The following is a 21051-nucleotide window of genomic DNA, read 5'->3' on the forward strand; positions in this document are numbered from 1 at the left end:
TTTTAGAATGTTAAATTAACTCCAAATACACAACTCTTAGTCATCGGGTAGTTACTGCTGTCATATACAGTTTCACCTCTTGTACTATCCCATGAACTATTACCACGAGCTACCTGACGAGCTTCAGGATCCCAACCTACCCAATCCGTGAAAGTAAACAGGTTACGTCCGCTCACATAAAGCTGCAAACCACCGATACCCATCTTCTGAATCATGCGCTGTGGGAAAGTATAACTTAATGTGATGTCTTTGATACGTGTATAACTGGCATCACAAGGGAAACCATATCCATGTTTGTTTGAGTTCTTACGCAATGAACGCCATTCGTTACTCTTGTTTTCCGGAGTCCAATAACCTATTTCAGTAGTGGTATTACGACGTCCCATTTCATCACCTGCCATACCGATCAATGAATTGTTCTTTTTCAATCCTTGTGTAGTCTGGATAAAGATACTCAATGTAAAATCCTTATAAGTGAACGTATTCGTCAGACCACCAATCCATTTCGGTGTTGTCTGCCCTTTGATGGTACGGTCATTGTCATCAATCTTGCCATCAGGTACTCCGTCAGGGCCACTGATATCCGCCAACTTCACATCACCAGCTTCTGCAATCGGGTCCCAATTCAAATGGTCGCCACGGGCTATCTCATCTTCCTGCCAGATTCCAACCATTGTATAATCATAAATCACGCCTATCGGATGTCCAAGGAACCAACGGTTACCCAAGTCATTCTGGCCGTCCCCATAAAGGTCCTTTATCTCATTCTTATTCCATGAAAAGACCAAATTGGAACTCCATGTAAAGTCGCCTGAAACAATATTACGAGAATTCAATGTCAATTCCACACCTTTATTAGCTGTTTCACCCATATTGGAGTACACGGTGTTGTAACCAGTTACTTTAGGTAAATTACGTTTCAGAAGCAAATCGTTGGTCTTTGAGAAATAGACATCAATATTACCTGTCAAACGGTTATTCCAAAGTCCGAAGTCCAGACCGACATTGAAACTCTTTGTGGTTTCCCAAGTCAGATCCGCATTCCCCATCAAATCATTGGGCCATAAACCTGCATTCGAAGCTCCGCCTAAAGCCAACATGCCCGAATCCATCTTCACACGTGACTGATATACTCCGATGGCCTCGTTACCCGCTTTACCATAAGACGCACGCAGCTTTAATGTATTCAACCAATTACTGGAAGATTCCATAAATGATTCACGGGCAATATTCCAACCTAAAGCGACAGAAGGGAATACACCGTATTTGTTATTATCACCGAAAACAGAAGAACCGTCCCGACGCACTGTAAATGTAAACAAGTAACGGCTGTCATAAGAATAATTAATTCGTCCCATTTGTGAAACAGTAGTATAAAGGTCGGTATATGAAGCTACGCTAGGTGTTTCCGCACTACCCATGTTATGCCACTGCTGGTCGTCATTAATAAATTTGCTGGCCATAGCTTGCGAACGTTGATATTTCTTACGTGAAGCGGCATACAAAGCTGTCAAATCCAAATGATGCTTTCCAAAATCACGATTATAAGCAAGGATATTCTCTATGGTATAACTTTGTGTTTCTTCATTCTTTATTTCAGCATAACCAGTCTGATTATTTACCGACTTACCTTCATAATTATTATAACGTTTGGGCATATATGCATAACCGCCATTGAATTTATAAGTCAGTCCTTTAAGAGGAGAAATCAATTTTTCGAAATCAATTTCGGCATAACCGTTTATATTAATATTCCACTGACGGCGTTCGGGATTAGTAGTAGTCCACATCAACGGATTGGTAAACAAAGTTTCACTGTACATCGGATTGATGCAATAGCTGCCGTCTTCTTCATACATTTTTGCATAAGGAGACATAGCCTCAGCCATCAGAAAGTTAACACGCCCACCGTCACGGTTATGAGATACTATATATGAATTAGTCCCTACCTTCATATAATCAGTCACACTCATATCAATGTTGGTACGAATGGAGTAACGTTTGTAATTGAACCCTTTCAACACACCTTTCTGACTCATATAGTCGGCAGAAACGTAATACTTCACATTATCCGCCCCACCGCCGATACTTACGTTATGGTCTTGGATGATACCTGTTTGCGATACAGCGTCAATCCAATCGTTCTCTATACCATTGGCCTGATTTTCTGCTTCGTATGCATTCTTCACATAGTCATTGTACATGGTTTCTCCGGGATTCTGTGACACATAATCTCTATAACGTTGAGTGATTTGCGAACCATCACAGAAATCTAGTTTATGAGAAAAATCCTCCACCCCGAAATATCCGTTATAACGAATGGTCGGCTTGCCGGAAGTACCACGCTTAGTAGTAATCAAAATAACACCATTCGCACCATTTGTACCATAAATGGCAGTGGCCGAAGCATCCTTCAAAATTTCCATAGATTCAATATCATTCGGATTGATATCATTCAATGTACCTCCCGACTTGCTGATAGGCACACCATCCACAACAATATATGGCCCGGAATTAGCATTGATGGAATTCTGGCCACGCACCAAAGCATCCGGCGCATCGCCCGGAATGGAAGATGTTTGTGTAATAGTAACACCTGCTGCCGCACCTTGAACAGCTTGTAATACATTCGTCACAGGAAGTTTTCCCAGACGCTCCTTCCCTACTGAAGTAACAGAACCGGTCACATCTGATTTCTTCTGCACACCATAACCGACTACCACCACTTCCTCCAACGTTTCTGTATCCTCTTGCAAAATAATGTTAAGTGATTTTCCCGGAATAACTTTCATTTCTTGATTCTTATATCCTATATAAGAAATAACCAATGTAGCTCCTGGAGCCACATTCAATGTAAAATTACCATCGAAATCAGTAATTGTACCATTGGTAGTACCTTTCTCTAAAATACTGGCACCAATAACCGGTTCCCCTGCCGGATCTTTAATAGTACCTGAAACGGATTGTTTCTGTTGCTGGACAGTTTGTACGGCAGTCACAATTTCTTCAGCCATCACACTGAACGGCTGGGTCGCAACGAAACCTGTACAAAGCAATAAGGCAGTCAAAGCCTTTCGATTTCTTAAGAACGAGTTTGATTTCATCGTTTTTCTTATTAAATTAGATTATAGGTAATAATATTATCCGAATAGAGTTGTGATTAGAAACTCCTTGGGCTGAATTTTGTCACATTCCCAATATTAATCGGGAGCAGATTTATTCCTCATAAGCATTATATTTAAAGTTCGTTTTATCTATTTTTCACATTGCAAACTTAAAGCTTTAAAAGAATAAAAAAGGCTAAAAAATAATCAAGAGTAGTAGAAAAATTAAGCATGAACGATTTTTCTATAGTGAATTCCGAAATTTTATATTCCTCTACTTAAAAGGGATAAAAACGGACTACGGGTTAAAATCACTTCAAGCCGTAGTCCTCCTATAATCTAATTCGCAAGTTAATCAGACTTGCTTTATCAGTATCAACAACGCCTGTTGAAAACTATCATTATTTTGTCAATTCTTCATCAGCCACTGCTTCTTCCCAATTAGTAAACATCGGAATCGCTTCATCATAGCCGTCATATCCATAATTTTGCCGCAACCGCGCACCTGTATTAGCAGTAATAGCCGAGTTGGGAATCGGCCAAAACAGATTACGTTTATCTACTTGATAATTCAATTCCTTGTTGGAAACAATAGGCCCATGATTGAAAATATTGTAGCGCGTAGTACGCTTATACCAGTAGCTTCCTCCATTCAAATCCGTACCACTCTGCTTATCCCAAGTAGACAGATTATAAGTTTCTCCCCATTCATCCGGCTGACCACTGCGAGCAAGACACCAAGAAATACGAGTCAATTCAGGCTGTCTCCATTCTTCCAAATACAATTCCCGAGCACGTTCATCAGCAATGTCACCGATAGTTACAGTAGTAAACATCTTTTTGGCATTAGCACGACGACGAACTACGTTCACATCCTCTGCAGCGCCAATCGGGTTACCTTGGTAGAACTTAGCCTCAGCGCGAAGTAAGTAAGTTTCTGCCAAACGGAACAAGTATAGATTACCATTAGACACACTATTGCCCTTGGTTGCTCCATTAAACTGATTAGCCCCCATATTTTCTTCAGCATTTTGATCAAGTATATATACTTTGTACAATGGGGTCGGGAACCAACTACGAATAGTATCAGAACAAAGCAAATCCCCTTTTCTCACCAACAAATCACCTGATTCCGGATCATAATAATCTTCTGGTGCATAAAGCATCATGTTTTTCCCATAATAAGCAGAATTTGGATTATTGTATTTAAGATCCGTCATTTCCATCCAATTACCTATTTCTCGATTATGACGCATATCCTGCCAATCTGTTTCACCATCATAATTCCAAATGGTCTGATTATAATGATAAGAAGTGCGGAAACAACCAATACCACGTCCCATAGCGCGTACCCAATCTAATTTCGCATCATATTCCCCAGCAGTACGTGCATAATTATAAGTTGGAGATCCTAAGTTATGAGGATCACGGATAATACCATTACTCCAATGCACACACATAGCTCGCATCTGCGGATAGGAGATGAAACCTTCAGCATAATAATTCAAAATAGGCATAATCATTTCCGTATTAGAAGCATCAGTTATATTTACTCCACGATGCAAATCCCAAATTACATTACGTTCTACCGGCCATGTTTCCGGATTACCAGAAGAAACATTCGTTCCAAACGGAGCATTCATTAAAGCCAAACCATGATTGTTAATCAAATCGGTAGCTAATTGTTCAGCTTTCTGATATTCACCTACAACTAAATAACACTTGATAAGCAATTGCTTACATGCTTCTTGGTTGACAGTACCTATATAACCGATCTCTTTCTGTGGAGACACATGTTTTACAGCGAATTCCAAATCATGCACCAACATTTGGAAGATTGCCTCTTTACTCGTGGATTTATAGTTTTGTTTAGGTACTTCAATCAGCTTCGTAATTAAAGGTATATCGCCAAACAATAATACACCGTGATAGTAGGCATAGGCGCGATGAAAGTAAGCACGTCCTAAATATTCATCGCGCAAAGTGGGATCCAACCCTTCTACTTTACCTACATTGGAGATAATAGTATTTGCAAAAGTCACACTATTCCATGTGCGGTCCCAGAAACGTGACATAGCATTCTCATCCCCACCACCTTTCATACCGGATGTCGGAGTTATCTTATTGGCAAAATCGTCTTGCATATCGCCCGCATCGGTTTTCCCATACAGACCAATATCTGTCATGAAATAAAGGGAAGCCATAGGCATCACGTTACCATTTCCGTCCATCAGCATTTCTTTCAAGCCATAATCACACATAGCCAAGGCTGATTGCAAACCAGATTCTGTTGTGTAAGTATTTTCGGGATTGTAAAACGACAAAGGGTCCTGTTTCAAAAAATCATCCGTACAGCTAACGTTCACCAAAGCAGTCGCAGCCAGTACCATACATGCTTTTGTAAATATCATATTGCTTGTTTTCATAATATTTTTCAGAAATTAGAGTGTTACATTAATACCAAAGTTAAAAGTGCGTGTAGCCAATCCGCCAGTTTCGGGATCACCATATTCCCAATTATCAAAGGTGCAGACGTTTTTACAACTTGCAGTAAGACGGATGCGGTCTATCATAAATTTCCTAGTCCATTTCTGTGGCAAAGTATAACCCAAAGTTATGTCATCCAAACGAACGAAACTACGGTTGTAAACTTTATCTACACCATTAGCCAGCCCCGTATTGGGACCTGCAGCATTCAAACGACAATAATCATTAGTCGGATTATCAGGAGTCCAATATTTACGAGCTGCCACATTAAAGCCGTTAGTTACCTGTGACCCTCCGTTCTCCTGATTCAACCAATAACCAGCACGGCTCTTGTGTCCCATATAAGAGTATAATGAAACAGAAAGAGTCAAATCCTTCCACAAAGTGAAATCGTTACGTAAATTCCAGTAAACAGGAGGAGCTGTAGTCCCTTGATAAACCTTATCATTATCATTGTAGACAGGTATGCGAGTACCATCTTCCAAAATCCGGTCATCTTCAGTATAGTGATTCACCACTTTCGGATCACCCGGTTTCTGCCCTACCAAAGCAGCAGAAGCAATGTCTTCAGGAGTATTCTGCCAAACTCCATCGGTTTCATAATACCATATAGTACCGATTGCCTGACCGATGAACCAACCATTGGAGGTATCATCCTTCTCTACACCATTCTCGTCATAATCATAGTAGATATGGTTAATTTTATTCTTATTAATAGAAAATCCTACGGAAGTATTCCATGTAAAATTCCTATTTTGAATATTTGTAGAATTCAAAGCGATTTCAAAGCCTTGGTTCTGTACTTCACCCAAATTGGCCATGATGGAACCGAAACCAGAAAAACTCGGCAAACGCTGGCTCATTATCATGTCTGTTGTTTTCTTCAAATAATAATCCATGTTAGCAGTAAGTCTTCCATTCAAAAATGAAAAATCCAAACCGATATTCCACGCTTTAGTCTTTTCCCATTCTAAATTAGGTGCAGCCAAACGACTCATATAAAGTGGATTGACAACGTTCGAGTTACCATTTTGGTAATATACCATACTTCCACCTGCCAGTGACAAATTAGACAACGTAGAGTAAACATCTCCAAATTCACGGTTACCATTAGTTCCCCAAGACAAACGCAACTTACCCATATCCATCCAATCGTGAGCATCAGACATAAAGTTTTCTTCAGAGAATACCCAGCTAAGCCCAACAGATCCAAAGTTACCCCAAGGATTATTAGAACCGAAACCGGAATAACCGTCACGACGGAATGTTCCTGTAAACATATAACGATCCTTGAAGCTATAGAATAAACGCCCCAAATAGGAAGCAGCAGTATAATGAGTATCATTAGTACTAAAGCCACTCTGAGTCTTGTTAGCCCCTTGCGTATAATGGAAACCTAGAGCATCACTCGGCGTGATGTTACGTGCATTAACATTGTCACTCCAATATCGGTGTTCTTCAGCCTCTTGTACTAAGGTTGCGGTGAAATGATGCTCGCCAAATATCTTGTCCCATGTAATGGTGTTGTTCAAATTCCAATCAAAATTTTTCGACCAACCACGATTCACACCTCGATCAGCAGCAGATGCATTAGGCAAATCAGCAGACATCCAATAACGGTCATAGAACCACTGATAACGAGGAGCAATATTGAATTGATAAGAAAAACCTGCTGGCAAAGTAATTTTTGCATTAAAAATAGTATTTAATACGGTATACCCCTTTTCCAAATCGTAATACTGACGATCAAAGTAGTAATTGTACCCACCATTGGTAGGCAAACCAGACATAGGATATTGCTCATAATTACCATTGTTATCATACATGGAAGCATATGGAGAATTACGCAACATATTATTATCCCAATAATTACTTCCAAGAGATACTTGAATATCTCCATCCGAACGGTCCTGGAAATTAACATTCGCTCCTACCTCCAACCAATCTGTAATCTTCGCATTGATTTTCATGTTAGAACGGAAAGCATTGTATTCATTACCCTGTACAGCTCCTTCATTATTAATGTAACCTAATGAAAAGTAATAATTCACACGTTCAGTAGCTCCCGAAATACTTGCATTATAATCTTGATTGAAACCAGTGCGGAAAGTAGCATCATTCCAATCAACCATACGACCATTCAAAAAATTTTCCATCATCATCGGAGAATTATTGAATTCTAAACGACGGGCAAACAGACCAAGCATGGATTCACTTTCACTAAGACCAATACCACTGACACCTATATTGGAAGCCCATGCTTTCTGTTCTGCTTCTGTCAAGGTACGGGGGTCATCATAATAACCAGCTGGATATAACAAATTACCACTACCATCTTTTGCTTGATAGTAGTCATACAAACCATCCTCACCCTGTCCATACGTATAATACATTTTACGCCAGTCCTGATGAAATTTCAAATAACCAGCCGCATCAAAATAATCGCGATAATCTGATTTTCTAGAAACCGAAAGATTAGCACCTACATTAATAACCGGCTTACCCTCCTTACCTTTCTTTGTCGTGATAATAATGACACCGGCAGCAGCTTTAGCACCATAAATAGCAGCAGAAGAAGCATCCTTCAACACATCAATTTGTGCAATATCATCAGGATTAATTTCAGAAAGTTCACCATAAAAAGCCATACCGTCCAATACAATCATTGGGCTTGCATTGGTACCTAAAGAATTCTGTCCACGTAGCAAAATAGAAGCATCACTACCTTTAGCCGATGCATCATAACCTATTTGCAATCCTGGTGTACCGCGCAAAACATCTTGAACAGAAGTCGGATTTTGATCAGCAATCTTGGAAGGGTTAATTTGTACTACCGAACCTGTCAAGTCTTTCTTACGCATTGTACCGTAACCTACCACTACCACTTCTTCCAACATTTCGCTGTCCTCAATCAATGTTAAATTTATTGGTTGTCCTGCTACAGTTTTCATTTCTATCGTCTTATAACCAATATAAGAGATTATTAGTGTAGTGCCAGGAATTACATTCAACGTAAATCTACCATCAAAATCGGTAATTGTACCATTCGTAGTCCCCTTCTCTAGCACACTAGCACCAATTACAGGTTCCCCCGTAGCATCTTTAATAACTCCTGAAACGGATTGTTTTTGTTGCTGAGCAGTTTGAGCAAAAATCATAATCTCTTCAGCCATAACACTAATTGGCTGAGTTACAATGAAACCTGTGCAAAGCAGCAAGGCCATCATAGCCTTTCGATTTCTTTTAAACGAATTTTCTTTCATCGTCTTTCTTTTATAATTAGATTTAATTAAGGTAATAAACTCTCATTCCTAACTCCGAATTGTATATAAAGGCATCCGGACCAAACCTGCAAAGAACCTAAGTCTATGTTTTCATAAGCATTAGAATTTTTAATCTGTTTTATTTTCCTGAGACAAATATAAAAATATTATAAAAGACAAGTAGAGAAAAACTGAGCAAGAAGGATATAAAAATCGTTCATAACGAGTTTTTAGTTGTCGTATGCTGAATATGTCATGTACATTAACAGAAATATTTTAGAAAATACTATATATTTGTACTCATAAAAGTACCTTTATATGAAACACACATATTCATTTTCAATCTCATTATTATTAAGTCTTATTTATCTGTTCCATGCATCTGCACAACCTTATGTTATCAAACGCCTGGGAGTGGAAGACGGTATGTCCAGCAATTATGTAGTCAGTGTCACTCAAGATAAAAAGGGTTACTTATGGATAGCAACCGAATCTGGTCTTAACAGGTTTGATGGACGTCAATTCAACATCTATACCAAGAATAATTCAGGATTAAGTGGTAACGAACTGAATGTCGTACTTGCAGACCCCTATGAAAACAAAGTCTGGATAGGCACACAACGAGATGGACTTTGTTATTTTGATTATGAAACAGAAACCATATCACGCATTCCTGCCACGGGCAATTATATGCTCAGTAATGATATCACAGACTTATCTGTTGCTACCGACAGCGGCTTATGGATCACACATTATCATTTCGGAGTTGATTACTATGATCGGAAAACCAAATTGTTTACCCCCTATTCTTCTAAGAATGTAAAAGGTCTGGAAGGTAATAACTGGGTATCAAAAGAGGACGGTAACGGCAATCTGTACATTGGCCATCATCTCAGAGGATTAAGCATTGTATCCCTTAAAGACCGTACTGCAAAAAATTATCAGCATGACCCCAATAATCCTTATAGCATTCCCGATAATGAAGTACGCGCTCTATGCATAGACAAGAATAAGAACGTATGGGTAGGCACCAACAACGGTCTGGCACTTTTCAATCCGCAAAGCGAAAAATTCATCACATTCAAACACATAGAAGGAAATGAAAACTCATTATTGTCAGATCAGATTCTTGATATCAAACAAATGAAAGACGGCACTCTATGGATATGTACCAACATGGGAGGAGTGAGTATTCTCAATCTCAGGGAAAATACATTTATATCTCCAGAAAAGATTACATTCTCCAATATTACGGTAACGAATGACAACCATGGATTATCCGGACCCAATGCACGAAGCATCATACAAGATTCATTCGGAAATATTTGGATTGGCAACTACCGCGGTGGAGTGGATTTTATCAGTTATGCACAGCCATTATTCAACACCATTGCCTATACTATTGAAAAACAAGGTAAGATCAATAATAAACAAGTATGGGGATTATGGGCAGATAATCACCAAATATGGCTGGGAGGAGAAGGTGAATTAGGAATTTATGAAAAAGGAAAGAAAACCAAAAACTTCTCTTTACACGAATGCCGGCTGCACCCACAAACACATATCAATGTGATTTACCAAGACAAACAAGAACGACTGTGGCTAGGCACTTATAAAAATGGCATATTGCTTTATACTCCCAAAGACGGACGTATCACCCGCATAGGAGATAAAGGCTCGGAGTTCCTCGATATCTGCTCCTTCAGTGAGGATATAAACGGCAAGATATGGATAGGTACCCAAACGGGAATTTATTCTTATTTTAATAACCAATTGTCGTACGAGAAAGAATTAAACGCCCAGTTACCCGATATTATGGTACACGGTATCATACGGGACAAAAACGGGAAATTATGGGTAGGAACATTCGGCAAAGGAGTATGTGTGTTTGATGAAGATGATAAAAAGCTTTATAATTTCACAACAGACCATTCATTTCCATCCAATGCCGTGAATTATATGATGGAAGATTCTCGCAAACGCATTCTTGTTGCCACCCGGGAAGGTATTATTATTTTTAAAGATGTAAGTCAACCTAATGTCTTTGTGTCATTCGGTGCAAAGGAAGGTTTGGAAAACACACAGGTACGTGCCATACAGGAAGACCATGACGGCTATATATGGATAAGCACCAATGGTGGCATTTCTCGTCTAGATGAAAAAAACAAAAGATTCTACAATTATAATTATCATGACGGTATACCTATGGGTGATTTCATGGATGGTTCCACTTGCATCACTCCAGACGGTACTCTGTTTTTCGGCTCCCAAAACGGGGCATGTTATTTCAATCCGCGTGAACTATCATCACCACGCGAAGTTTCCCCTGTTACCATCACCCAATTCTTTATCTATAATAAACAGACAGAAAGCAGGGATACCCGGTTACCGGTTCCAATCAGTAACAGAATTGTTGAGCTACCTTATAATCAAAACACTTTCAACATATCTTTCAATGTGTTGGATTATACACAAAGTTCACAAGTAGAATTTTCATATATGCTGGAAGGACTTGAGAATGCATGGTACAGCACCCAAGGAGATAATCAGGTCACCTTCCGTAACATACCGCACGGCAACTATGTGTTTAAAGTGAAAACCCGATTTCGCAATCAGGAATGGAACGAGAATGCAGCACAACTGACAGTGGTAATTGCTCCTCCCCTTTGGCTTACCTGGTATGCCAAATTGGGTTATGTCATATTGTTTATCTTCGCATTATATGCATTGCTCCGTTTTTATAAACGTAAACTGGACTTAGAGAGTTCACTGGAAGTGGAGCGCAAGCAAAGTCTGAACAAACAAGAACTGAATGAAGAACGCCTGCGCTTCTACACCAACATCACCCATGAACTGCGTACTCCGCTCACGCTGATTCTAGGTCCATTGGAAGACCTGTTGAGTGATGCCACCCTGTCTCCCAAACACGCCAACAAAATCAGCATCATTCATGATAGCGCCACCCGTCTGCTGAATCTGATAAACCGCATACTGGAATTCCGCAAGACCGAGACCCAGAACCGTAAATTATCTGTGGCCAAGGGAGATCTGGGACAATTGGTACAGGAAGTGGGATTACGTTACAAAGAGTTGAATCCCAATAACAAGGTAAATTATCACATTCATATCGAAACAGAAGATACGGAAATCTTCTATGACGCGGACATGATCACCATCATACTGGACAACCTGATGAGCAATGCTGCCAAATATACTTCCGAGGGAGATATCACCTTATCACTCCGTTCAGTAGAAGAGAACCAGATAAAATACACGGAAATCAGTGTCAGTGATACCGGCCATGGCATTGACGCCGAAGCGTTACCACACATTTTCGATCGCTATTATCAGGCAAAAAGCAAATATCAGGCATCGGGTTCGGGCATCGGGCTTGCTCTGGTCAAAGGTTTGAGCGAATTGCACGAAGGAATCCTGAAAGTAGAAAGCGCAGTGGATACGGGAACCACATTCACGCTGCGCCTGCTCACCGAGAATACGTATCCCAACGCTATCCATGCCCAACATGATATGGAAAAGAAGCCGATGGATGCAGAGGAAACCACCATTACCGATACACCAACCGAAAATCATCCCATTGTACTGGTGGTAGAGGACAATGCCGACATACGGGAATACATCCGGAGCTCTTTTACAGATATCTATGAAGTAATCACTGCCAAGGATGGTAAAGAAGGCTGGGAACTGGCACAGGCACGAATTCCCAATATCATTGTCAGTGATATCATGATGCCGGTCATGGACGGTATCGAACTTTGCAAGCGAATAAAAGAGGATATGCGCACCAGCCATATCCCTGTAATCTTACTGACGGCTAAAGATTCTTTACAAGACAAGGAAGAAGGATATGCATCCGGAGCAGATTCCTATCTTACCAAACCGTTCAGTGCCAAGCTACTGCACAGTCGCATCAACAATCTGTTGGAAACCCGTAAGAAAATAGCCTCTTTGCTGGCACTGGCCGATACGCAGCCCAAACAGGAAAGTGCCGTGAGTTCGTTAAACAAACTGGATAATGAATTCTTGCAGAAAATCACGCAAATAATCGAAGAGAATCTGGAAATGGAAAAGATGGATATCGCTTTCATTGCCGACAAGATGTGCATGAGTCACTCCACCCTTTACCGCAAGATAAAAGGACTGACAGATATGTCCGCCAACGAATTTATCCGTAAGGTAAAAATGCGCAAGGGAGTGGAACTGCTGATGTCCGGACAATATACTATTTCAGAAATAGCCTATATGATAGGATTCAGCAGTGTGGCCTATTTCCGCCAATGTTTCAAGGACGAATACGGAATGTCGCCTTCGGATTATGTGAAACAGAAACAGTAGACTCCCCGGCGGATTCTGATCATTGCTTGGAATCATCCTGAACAGTTCTTCTTTAGAGTTTTATATTTCTGCTGCCACTGCTACCACCCTTCCTGCTGAAATGCCAATGAAAAGTGGTAGCAGTGGAGCAACAATATAAAGCTCGTTTGTTGTAGAACTCTTGGATCAAGTTATAACTGTCACAATCGAATTCAAGTCCAGCCTGAACATTCTGTTTCTATTTTTCTTCCAAAGAAAGCAGTATCCCGATCACTTCCGCATAATTCTTTCTGCCGGAAGGAATGTTGTTACCCTTTAAAAACAGGTTATAAATTTTATTCTGCACTTCACCCAACAGGGTACTATAACGCTCATTCCAATACATACGTTTATATTCATAATCCTTCACCACTTCGGGACGGATCGTCTTAATCCATTCACGGAATTCCTCTTCCGTCAACACAGAAGATGCATTGACCAGCACATAGGGCAACAGACCGAAATAGGCACTATAACGCACCGCCGGCCGCTTTGAAGAGCGACAAACCCTGTAAGCCCAATAATTCGCTTCCGCCTCATTACTTACCCCCAACAGGTGAGACAGTTCATGGGCATACGTAAATGGCAATTGTACAGGAAGCAATTCTTCATTCAATTGCGACTCCGCAAAAAAAGGTCCCATATATCCCAATACTCCCACACCCGAATAAAGCGGATTGAACCACACTTGCTTGGGATGCTGATAATCCTGGGGAAGAGCCAAACCATACATAGACGGAACCTGCCGGTAAATCTCCTTTATCTCCTGCCGCATCCTTTCAGGATCCGTTTTCACCTCAGCCGTATAGGACTGATTCAGACTATCTGTATAGGAAGCAAGGAAATGACGGAATGCCTGTTCATCGTAACCGGCAGGTTCCACCTCCATCCGCCGGTAAATATCGTAACGGAAATAATTCAAACCCCACCCCAGATAAAACCAGATATAGACCCATGCCAGCAACTCCACTTCCCTGCCCACAATGAATCTCCAGCTTTTCTTCTTCCGGCGTTTAAGAAAAGGATAAATAATCATCCATAAAATGATTACGACCACTAGCACCTCCTCTAAAGAAAAAGGGAAAACAGAAGCTATAGCGGACAACGCCGCCGACAGCCACGGATAAATATGACGAGCATACCCTTCGGCCATGACGGGAAAAAAACGGCAAAGTACAATGCACAGAAGAAGCAATGCAAGTACTATATATCTCAGAATAGGGAGAAGTTTTGTTTTCATGGATACAAAGCTACTATCTTTTTGCCATTTTCAGATACAGATGACACAAAGCTTTTATTTTTTAAACACGAACAACGCAGATGATACGGATAAGTATAAAAAACAACTTCGTATCACCTCTGCGTCATTCGCATCTGAAAACAATCAGAATAAATCCCAAGTGCGTATATCATCACTCCAGTGATGGTCTTTCGGGAAAGGCTGTCCGCCCCATGCCTTGGCTTGTGTGCAAGGTTGTGCGGCATCTGTCCAGAACGGATGTGCGGCAGGAAGCCCCAGCGGAAGGAATGCCAGTGATGTCATATAAAGACTGCCGTTATTGGTGTACCAATCCGCCACATTGGGCTGACGGCCTGCAAAACCTATGGTCAGGAAGCCCGCCTCATTGAAGTTCTCGGTGTTGTCATACATCCGGTGCATCACAGAAGTCAGTGCGGCACGCGCCTGTCCGTTGCTCACCCCTTCGGGCAACTGCTGATACCAAGCCATCAGCGCCAAGGGTTGCATAGTGGCCAAACGGTAAGGAATGGAACGGCCGAATACCGGGAAAGTACCCTCAGGAGAAATCAAGCGTTCCAGTACAAGGCTGAATTTCCTAGCACGTTTCAAGGCGCGGTCATAATATTTTTTATAATGAATACGAGTGTATTTCCCTGCATCCTTCATGCCCTGCAACGTTTCCAGATACATGGGATGGAAGACATAACTGCTATAATAGTCGAAAGCGAAAGAAGGGCCGTCCGCATACCAGCCATCTCCCGTGTACCATTCCTCCACCTTGCGGATAGCCGAATTGATACGGTATTCGTCACATTCCGTCCCTGCCTTTGCCAGGAAACTCTCGATGGTAGAAGAAAACAGCAACCAGTTGGTGTAAGGCGGATCTACCCGGCGCAATTGGGTAAATTCTTCAAAATAACGTTTCTTGGTAGTATCATCCAAAGGCATCCAGAGTTGGTCGTAAGCACGCAGAAAGCTTTCGGCCACGTATGCCGCATCTACCAAAGCTTGGCCGTGTCCTCTCCACAACAGATAGTCGGGATTGGCAGGGTCTACTGCATTGGCATAGCTTTTCAAAGCCCATTCACGAAGTTGCTTGCGCATCCGGCCTTCCTCCGTATCATCATCGGGAAGTGTCAGCCAGGGAGCGACACCTGCCATAAGGCGTCCGAAGGTTTCCATATAAGTCACTCCTTTGTTACGTCCATCCCAATTAGGACTCACCTCTACCAGCATATTCTTTTTCAGATTACCTTCCGCCATATTGCTCAGTACGGGAGCTGCCATCTTATAAAGCAGATTGCACCAGTAGGCACGATCCTGATTTTCAGGAGCTTCCAGATAACGAACATATTCACAAGCAGCCAACAGAAAAGCGCCTACCCCGAAATTAGCTTCAGAATCAGCATCGACTACTTGTCCCGGAATGGCCTTCTCACCAATCGGCTGTACGTAACCAATCTTGCCATTCTTCTGCAAAGCAGTCTTTGCCAAATAGTTCCATGCTTTATTTATCACCGGTTTATACACTGCCTCATCCAGATAGCCATTATTGATTCCCCAAAGGAAGCCGTAAGTAAAGAAAGCCGTTCCGCTGGTTTCCGGTCCGGGAGCATGAGTGGGATCCATCATGCTACGGGTCCAATAGCCTTCCGGTTGCTGGATAGCTGCGACTGCTTCGGCCAGTTTCACATACTTGTTTACGAAAAAAGAACGATGCTCGTAATCAGCGGGAAGATCTTTCAGCACCTTCGCCAGTCCGGCAAGCACCCATCCGTCACCACGTGCCCAAAAGTCCTTCTTTCCGCTGGAAGTCTTGTGTTTAGGATAAACATATTTGGCATCCCGATAATACAGGCCGGTTTCCCGGTCGAGCATGATACTATCCGAATATACAATATATTCATACAATTTATCCAAATAGAGATGATTGCCCGTCACCTTATACAGTTTGGTCATGACAGGCATTACCATATACAGACCGTCGCTCCACCACCAGTAATCATGATTGGGTGTACTCATCTCATACTCCATCACTTCGCGGGCACGGGCTATCTTATAGTTGTCCGGAAGAATAGTATAAAGGTCGATATACGTCTGAAAACAAACCTGATAATCTCCGAACAATACATATTCATCACTCTCACCGTAAGAGTATTTCCATTTAGACTTATCCTTTTCCTTGGCTCCCTTCCATTCATTGTGTATAGCCCAGGTTTCAGAATATGCACGGTAGTTTTCATTACCGGTCAGAAAGTATGCCTCCATGTTTCCGGTGTGGTAAGCGGCATTGTCCCAAAACGAACGGACTTCGGGCTTGTTATGCGTTTGCCAATAAGTGTTTACCTTGTCTATAATCCCCCGTACTTCCTTGGCTTCGGAAGAAGGTTTGGCGACAACCTGCATGGAAAGCAGCAAGGTACCTGCACAAACAAGGGTTTGTTTCAATAATTTGTTCATCATATTAATAATTTATCAATTTGCCAATTTACTAATGTACTAATGTGCTTGCGCTATATGCCGCATGGCCATTGGCAAATCAGCACATTATTTACAATTCCAACACATAAACCATTTGCGGTTCTGTTTCCACCTGCTTCTCGCCATCTCCCTGTCGGGTATCCTGTACATAAATATGAAGTTGCTTCTTCATTTTCCATAACTCCGTGTCATGACTGGGTTCCCACGCATTTACGGCAAAATCCGTCAGGTCTTTCACGCGCCATTCACCAAACTGTACGTCTTTGGTATAGTATATGGAAACTTTGCTTCCACGTTCCTGGTCACGGAACAGATAGTACACTTCTCCATTGTCCACCACCATCCGGGGACGGGACATGGGAATCATCTTGGTTCCTCCCCCTTTGAGCGAGAAAGGGGTCTTGCGTTCGGAAACCTGTCGGTTGTGCCAGTTCACACCATCGTGCCAAACGATGCGGTATTGGGGAACATCACTATCGGGATTGCGCCAGTAGGTAGCGATGTACGGATGACCTCCGGCATCCGTACTCATACTGGTCTGGTTTATCAGTTCGGCATTCTGAGGAATACGGCAGGCATATTCGGCATTGCCCAGGCGGATAGGAAGCTCATATTTCTGTCCGTTGGTCTTATACCAGGTTTTACCTCCGTCAAAAGAACGGGCGTAGCATAAATCATGGTTGGTTTCCACATGCCAGGTTTCACGCCACACCCAGGAAAGATGGATGGTTCCTGATTGGTCCACATACAACTGCCAATAGGCATTCCGCTCGTTTTCTCCATCTACAAGGACATCCTGCACACGCTCCCACTTACGGGATTTCACATCATATCGGTTCATTACCATATTTCCTCTTCCGGAAGCGCCCGAGCGATATACAAAAAGCAAACCGCCATCAGCCAACAAATGAAATTCAGGATAGGTCACATCCTCTTCTTCGTTGCCTATCATCGGCTCTTTATCTCCCAAAACAAGTGTATCGGGGGCAATGCTGCGGCAATAGTTCAGTTTATGTCCGTGGTGGTCAAAAGAAAGATGAAGATAGCCGTCGCCGTCCACCATCATACTGATAATGTTATGTGCATCTTTTACATGTCCTTTGTATTGGGTACGGTGCAAAATCCATTCCCCAGTGCCCAGACGGCGTTTGCCTAACATCAGCCATCCTTCAGCGTCATAATAAGAAATGTATTGTGTGTTTCCATGCGTCACAATGGAGTTATTACGGAATACAGTAGTATTTACCGAAGTACTGCTAAAGCCTTTCCCCACTTCAACCAGACGTTGGGCACGAACAGAAAAAGCCACACAGCATAATGCGATTAGTAGAAATAAGTTCCTCATAGCAATTCTATTGATAACATTGCAAAAGTAACTGATTTCTGTAATAACACGGGATAATAATTCGGCAGGAAGGAGTCAGAAAACGGTCAAAACCGATTATTATATCTATTTTAAAGAAAAATTCAGAGAAATAATAAAGAAGAAAGATTCTATGAAAAGGCAAGGCAGGTTGCACTACACGCCATCACGCCCCAAATTACATTTACCATAGAGGCAGACTATGTGAAGGATCATTTCCAAAAGGATCTTTACCATTCATGTTTCCATACAGTATATATAGAAATCCCACCTGGGTGGAATGGGCATTTCACCTAGGTGAGAGCGTAGTTCCACCTTTGTGAAATGGCAGTTCCACCCAGGTGGGACAATATACCTATACAGGTGCAAACAGCACATTTAATAGTTACTTTGGACTTTTGACACATTCATCCTCCTACTGTGAATGAAACTGCCAACCGGTTAACTATAATATTTCCTGAAGCTGGCCCAACTTCATACTGTTGGAACCTTTAATCAGAATATAATATCCTTTCGGCTTATATCTTTCCAACGACTCTTTCAATGCAACCACATCTTGAAAATGTTCAAAGGACGGAATCACTTTGCCAAACTCCTCTCCTGCCAGAAGTACCCGGTCAAATTTACATTCATCCAGATAATCCGCAATCTTCTGATGTTCCTCATGACTGGTTTCTCCCAGTTCTTTCATATCACCCAGAATAACCATTTTATGAGCGACATTCATCAACCGGAAATTCTCCAAAGCCGCCATCATACTGGTAGGATTCGCATTGTATGCATCAACTATCAGTTTATTATCCGTGGTTTCTGTCAATTGCGAGCGGTTATTATGAGGAACATACGCCTCCAGTGCCTCACAAATCTGCCGGGACGGTACACTGAAGAACCGGCCCACCGTAATGGCGGCCAATGCATTCTTCATGTTATAACTGCCGATAAGGTGGGTATTCACTTCGAACTTCTGTCCCTCGTGTTCCCACTCAAACGAAAGAAACGGAGCACAAGCGCCCAGCTTGCCGCTGATATAAAGTCCCTCTCCTCCTTCCATACCATAACAAATACGGGTAAGGCCCTGAGAGATAGCTGTGAGATACTCATTGTCCTTGTCTATGAAAATAATATGCTTGCCATTGTAACGCAGATGCTCATACAACTCACCTTTAGTCTTGATGACCCCTTCAAAAGACCCGAAGCCTTCCAAATGCGCCTTACCCACATTAGTGATCATACCGTAATCTGGTTCTACAATACAGGTCAGTGCCTTGATTTCACCCGGATGGTTCGCTCCCATCTCGATGACAGCCAGTTCATGCTCGGGAGTCAGCCTCAGCAAAGTCAGAGGAACACCGATATGGTTATTCAAGTTACCTTGTGTATAAAGCACTTCATATCTTTTTTGCAGCACTGAGGCTATCAATTCCTTGGTAGTAGTCTTCCCATTGGTTCCCGTGATGCCGATGATTCGGGTACCCATTTTATGCCGGTGATAATTAGCCAGTTCCTGCAATGCTTTCAAGCAATCGTCTACTAACAAGATACGCGGATGCCCATCGGCGGCATATTCTTTTTCATCTACTACGGCATACTGGCAACCCTTTTCCAGCGCCTGAAGCGCGTATGCATTTCCATTGAATGTTTCCCCTTTCAGAGCTATGAACATAGAACCCTCGGGGCAGTTACGGCTGTCGGTAGTTACCTTGCCGCATTCCGTAAAACACTTATATAAAGCTGAAATATCCATCTTTCGCTTTGCTTTTAAATTAAGTTGCAACAAAGATAACTGAAAAATAGTTCATGAAATAACAAAAACTCAAGAATTGTGCGTACTTTTGTACGACCTAAATGACAAGCCGTAAACAATGGAAACCAAAACCGTCAAATATATTAATGTTAATGGGAAACTGATGGATCTCTCCCATCCGCAAGTAATGGGAATCCTGAATGTGACACCCGATTCTTTCTATGCCGGCAGCCGGCAGCAAACGGAAAAAGATATTATCAACCGTACCTCCCAAATAATAGAAGAAGGAGCTTCCATCATTGATATAGGTGCCTATTCCTCACGTTCCAATGCCGAGCACATCAGCCCCGAGGAAGAGATGCGCCGTCTGCGTACCGGACTGGAAATCATCAATCGCTATCATCCCGGTTGTGTGGTGTCCGTGGACACTTTCCGTGCGGATGTAGCCCAGATGTGTGTAGAGGAGTACGGAGTGGCAATCATCAATGACATTGCCGCCGGAGAAATGGACCCGCAGATGTTCAACATGATTGCCAGGCTGGGAGTACCTTATATTATTATGCATATGCAAGGCACGCCGCAAAATATGCAAATGAATCCGCATTATGACAATCTGTTGAAAGAAGTCTTTCTCTATTTCTCGGAAAAAGTACAGAAATTACGCGACTTAGGAGTAAAAGATATTATTCTGGACCCTGGTTTCGGTTTCGGAAAAACAGTGGAACATAATTACCAGTTGATGAATCATTTGGAAGAATTCAGCCTGTTCGAACTACCGTTACTGGTCGGTATATCACGTAAATCAATGATTTACAAGCTGCTAGGCGGAACCCCTGATGATGCCTTGAACGGAACAACAGTGCTGGATACCATTTCCCTACTAAAAGGAGCGGATATTCTCAGAGTGCACGATGTAAAAGCTGCTGTAGAAACCGTGAAGATAGTACAGAAGATGAAAGACTCCGCTGCCTTTTAATTCTTAATTTTCAATTTTTAAT

Annotated in this window: 9 protein-coding genes; 2 read left to right on the forward strand and 7 right to left on the reverse strand. The window is 42.0% G+C overall.

Going from position 1 to position 21051, the window contains the following annotated elements:
- Positions 1-2: 2 nt before the first annotated feature.
- The 3 genes from GKD17_RS18690 to GKD17_RS18700 form a co-directional block, all read right to left on the reverse strand.
- Positions 3-3104: a SusC/RagA family TonB-linked outer membrane protein gene (locus tag GKD17_RS18690; RefSeq protein WP_007833074.1), complete on the reverse strand. Its 3102-nt coding sequence runs from the start codon at positions 3102-3104 to the stop codon at positions 3-5.
- A gap of 401 nt (positions 3105-3505) precedes the next feature.
- Positions 3506-5530: a RagB/SusD family nutrient uptake outer membrane protein gene (locus GKD17_RS18695; RefSeq protein ID WP_007833072.1), complete on the reverse strand. Its 2025-nt coding sequence runs from the start codon at positions 5528-5530 to the stop codon at positions 3506-3508.
- A gap of 15 nt (positions 5531-5545) precedes the next feature.
- Positions 5546-8854: a SusC/RagA family TonB-linked outer membrane protein gene (locus GKD17_RS18700; RefSeq protein WP_007833065.1), complete on the reverse strand. Its 3309-nt coding sequence runs from the start codon at positions 8852-8854 to the stop codon at positions 5546-5548.
- A 318-nt stretch (positions 8855-9172) separates the two neighbouring features.
- On the opposite strand from GKD17_RS18700, the gene GKD17_RS18705 reads away from it, so the two are divergent.
- Positions 9173-13207 (forward strand): hybrid sensor histidine kinase/response regulator transcription factor, encoded by a 4035-nt coding sequence (locus GKD17_RS18705; protein ID WP_007833063.1) that lies wholly within the window; start codon positions 9173-9175, stop codon positions 13205-13207.
- A 217-nt stretch (positions 13208-13424) separates the two neighbouring features.
- Here GKD17_RS18705 and GKD17_RS18710 read toward each other — a convergent pair whose 3' ends face one another.
- The 4 genes from GKD17_RS18710 to GKD17_RS18725 all read right to left on the reverse strand — a co-directional run bounded on the left by GKD17_RS18710 (position 13425) and on the right by GKD17_RS18725 (position 20053).
- Positions 13425-14465, reverse strand: coding sequence for a DUF3810 domain-containing protein (locus tag GKD17_RS18710; protein WP_007833061.1), 1041 nt, complete (start codon positions 14463-14465; stop codon positions 13425-13427).
- A gap of 144 nt (positions 14466-14609) precedes the next feature.
- The gene (locus tag GKD17_RS18715) at positions 14610-16925 is read right to left on the reverse strand and encodes a DUF2264 domain-containing protein (RefSeq protein ID WP_007840846.1); all 2316 of its coding nucleotides are present in this window, start codon (positions 16923-16925) and stop codon (positions 14610-14612) included.
- Positions 16926-17016: 91 nt separating this feature from the next.
- The gene (locus GKD17_RS18720; RefSeq protein WP_032935730.1) at positions 17017-18291 is read right to left on the reverse strand and encodes an alpha-l-rhamnosidase; all 1275 of its coding nucleotides are present in this window, start codon (positions 18289-18291) and stop codon (positions 17017-17019) included.
- A gap of 463 nt (positions 18292-18754) precedes the next feature.
- Positions 18755-20053 (reverse strand): UDP-N-acetylmuramoyl-tripeptide--D-alanyl-D-alanine ligase, encoded by a 1299-nt coding sequence (locus GKD17_RS18725; protein WP_007833053.1) that lies wholly within the window; start codon positions 20051-20053, stop codon positions 18755-18757.
- Between the two features lie 118 nt (positions 20054-20171).
- Here GKD17_RS18725 and folP point away from each other — a divergent pair, with 118 nt between their 5' ends.
- Positions 20172-21029, forward strand: a complete 858-nt coding sequence (folP, locus tag GKD17_RS18730) for a dihydropteroate synthase (RefSeq protein WP_007833051.1) — start codon at positions 20172-20174, stop codon at positions 21027-21029.
- The last annotated feature ends 22 nt before the right edge of the window (positions 21030-21051 follow it).

Source organism: Phocaeicola dorei, assembly GCF_013009555.1.
GTDB classification, from domain to species: Bacteria; Bacteroidota; Bacteroidia; order Bacteroidales; family Bacteroidaceae; genus Phocaeicola; species Phocaeicola dorei.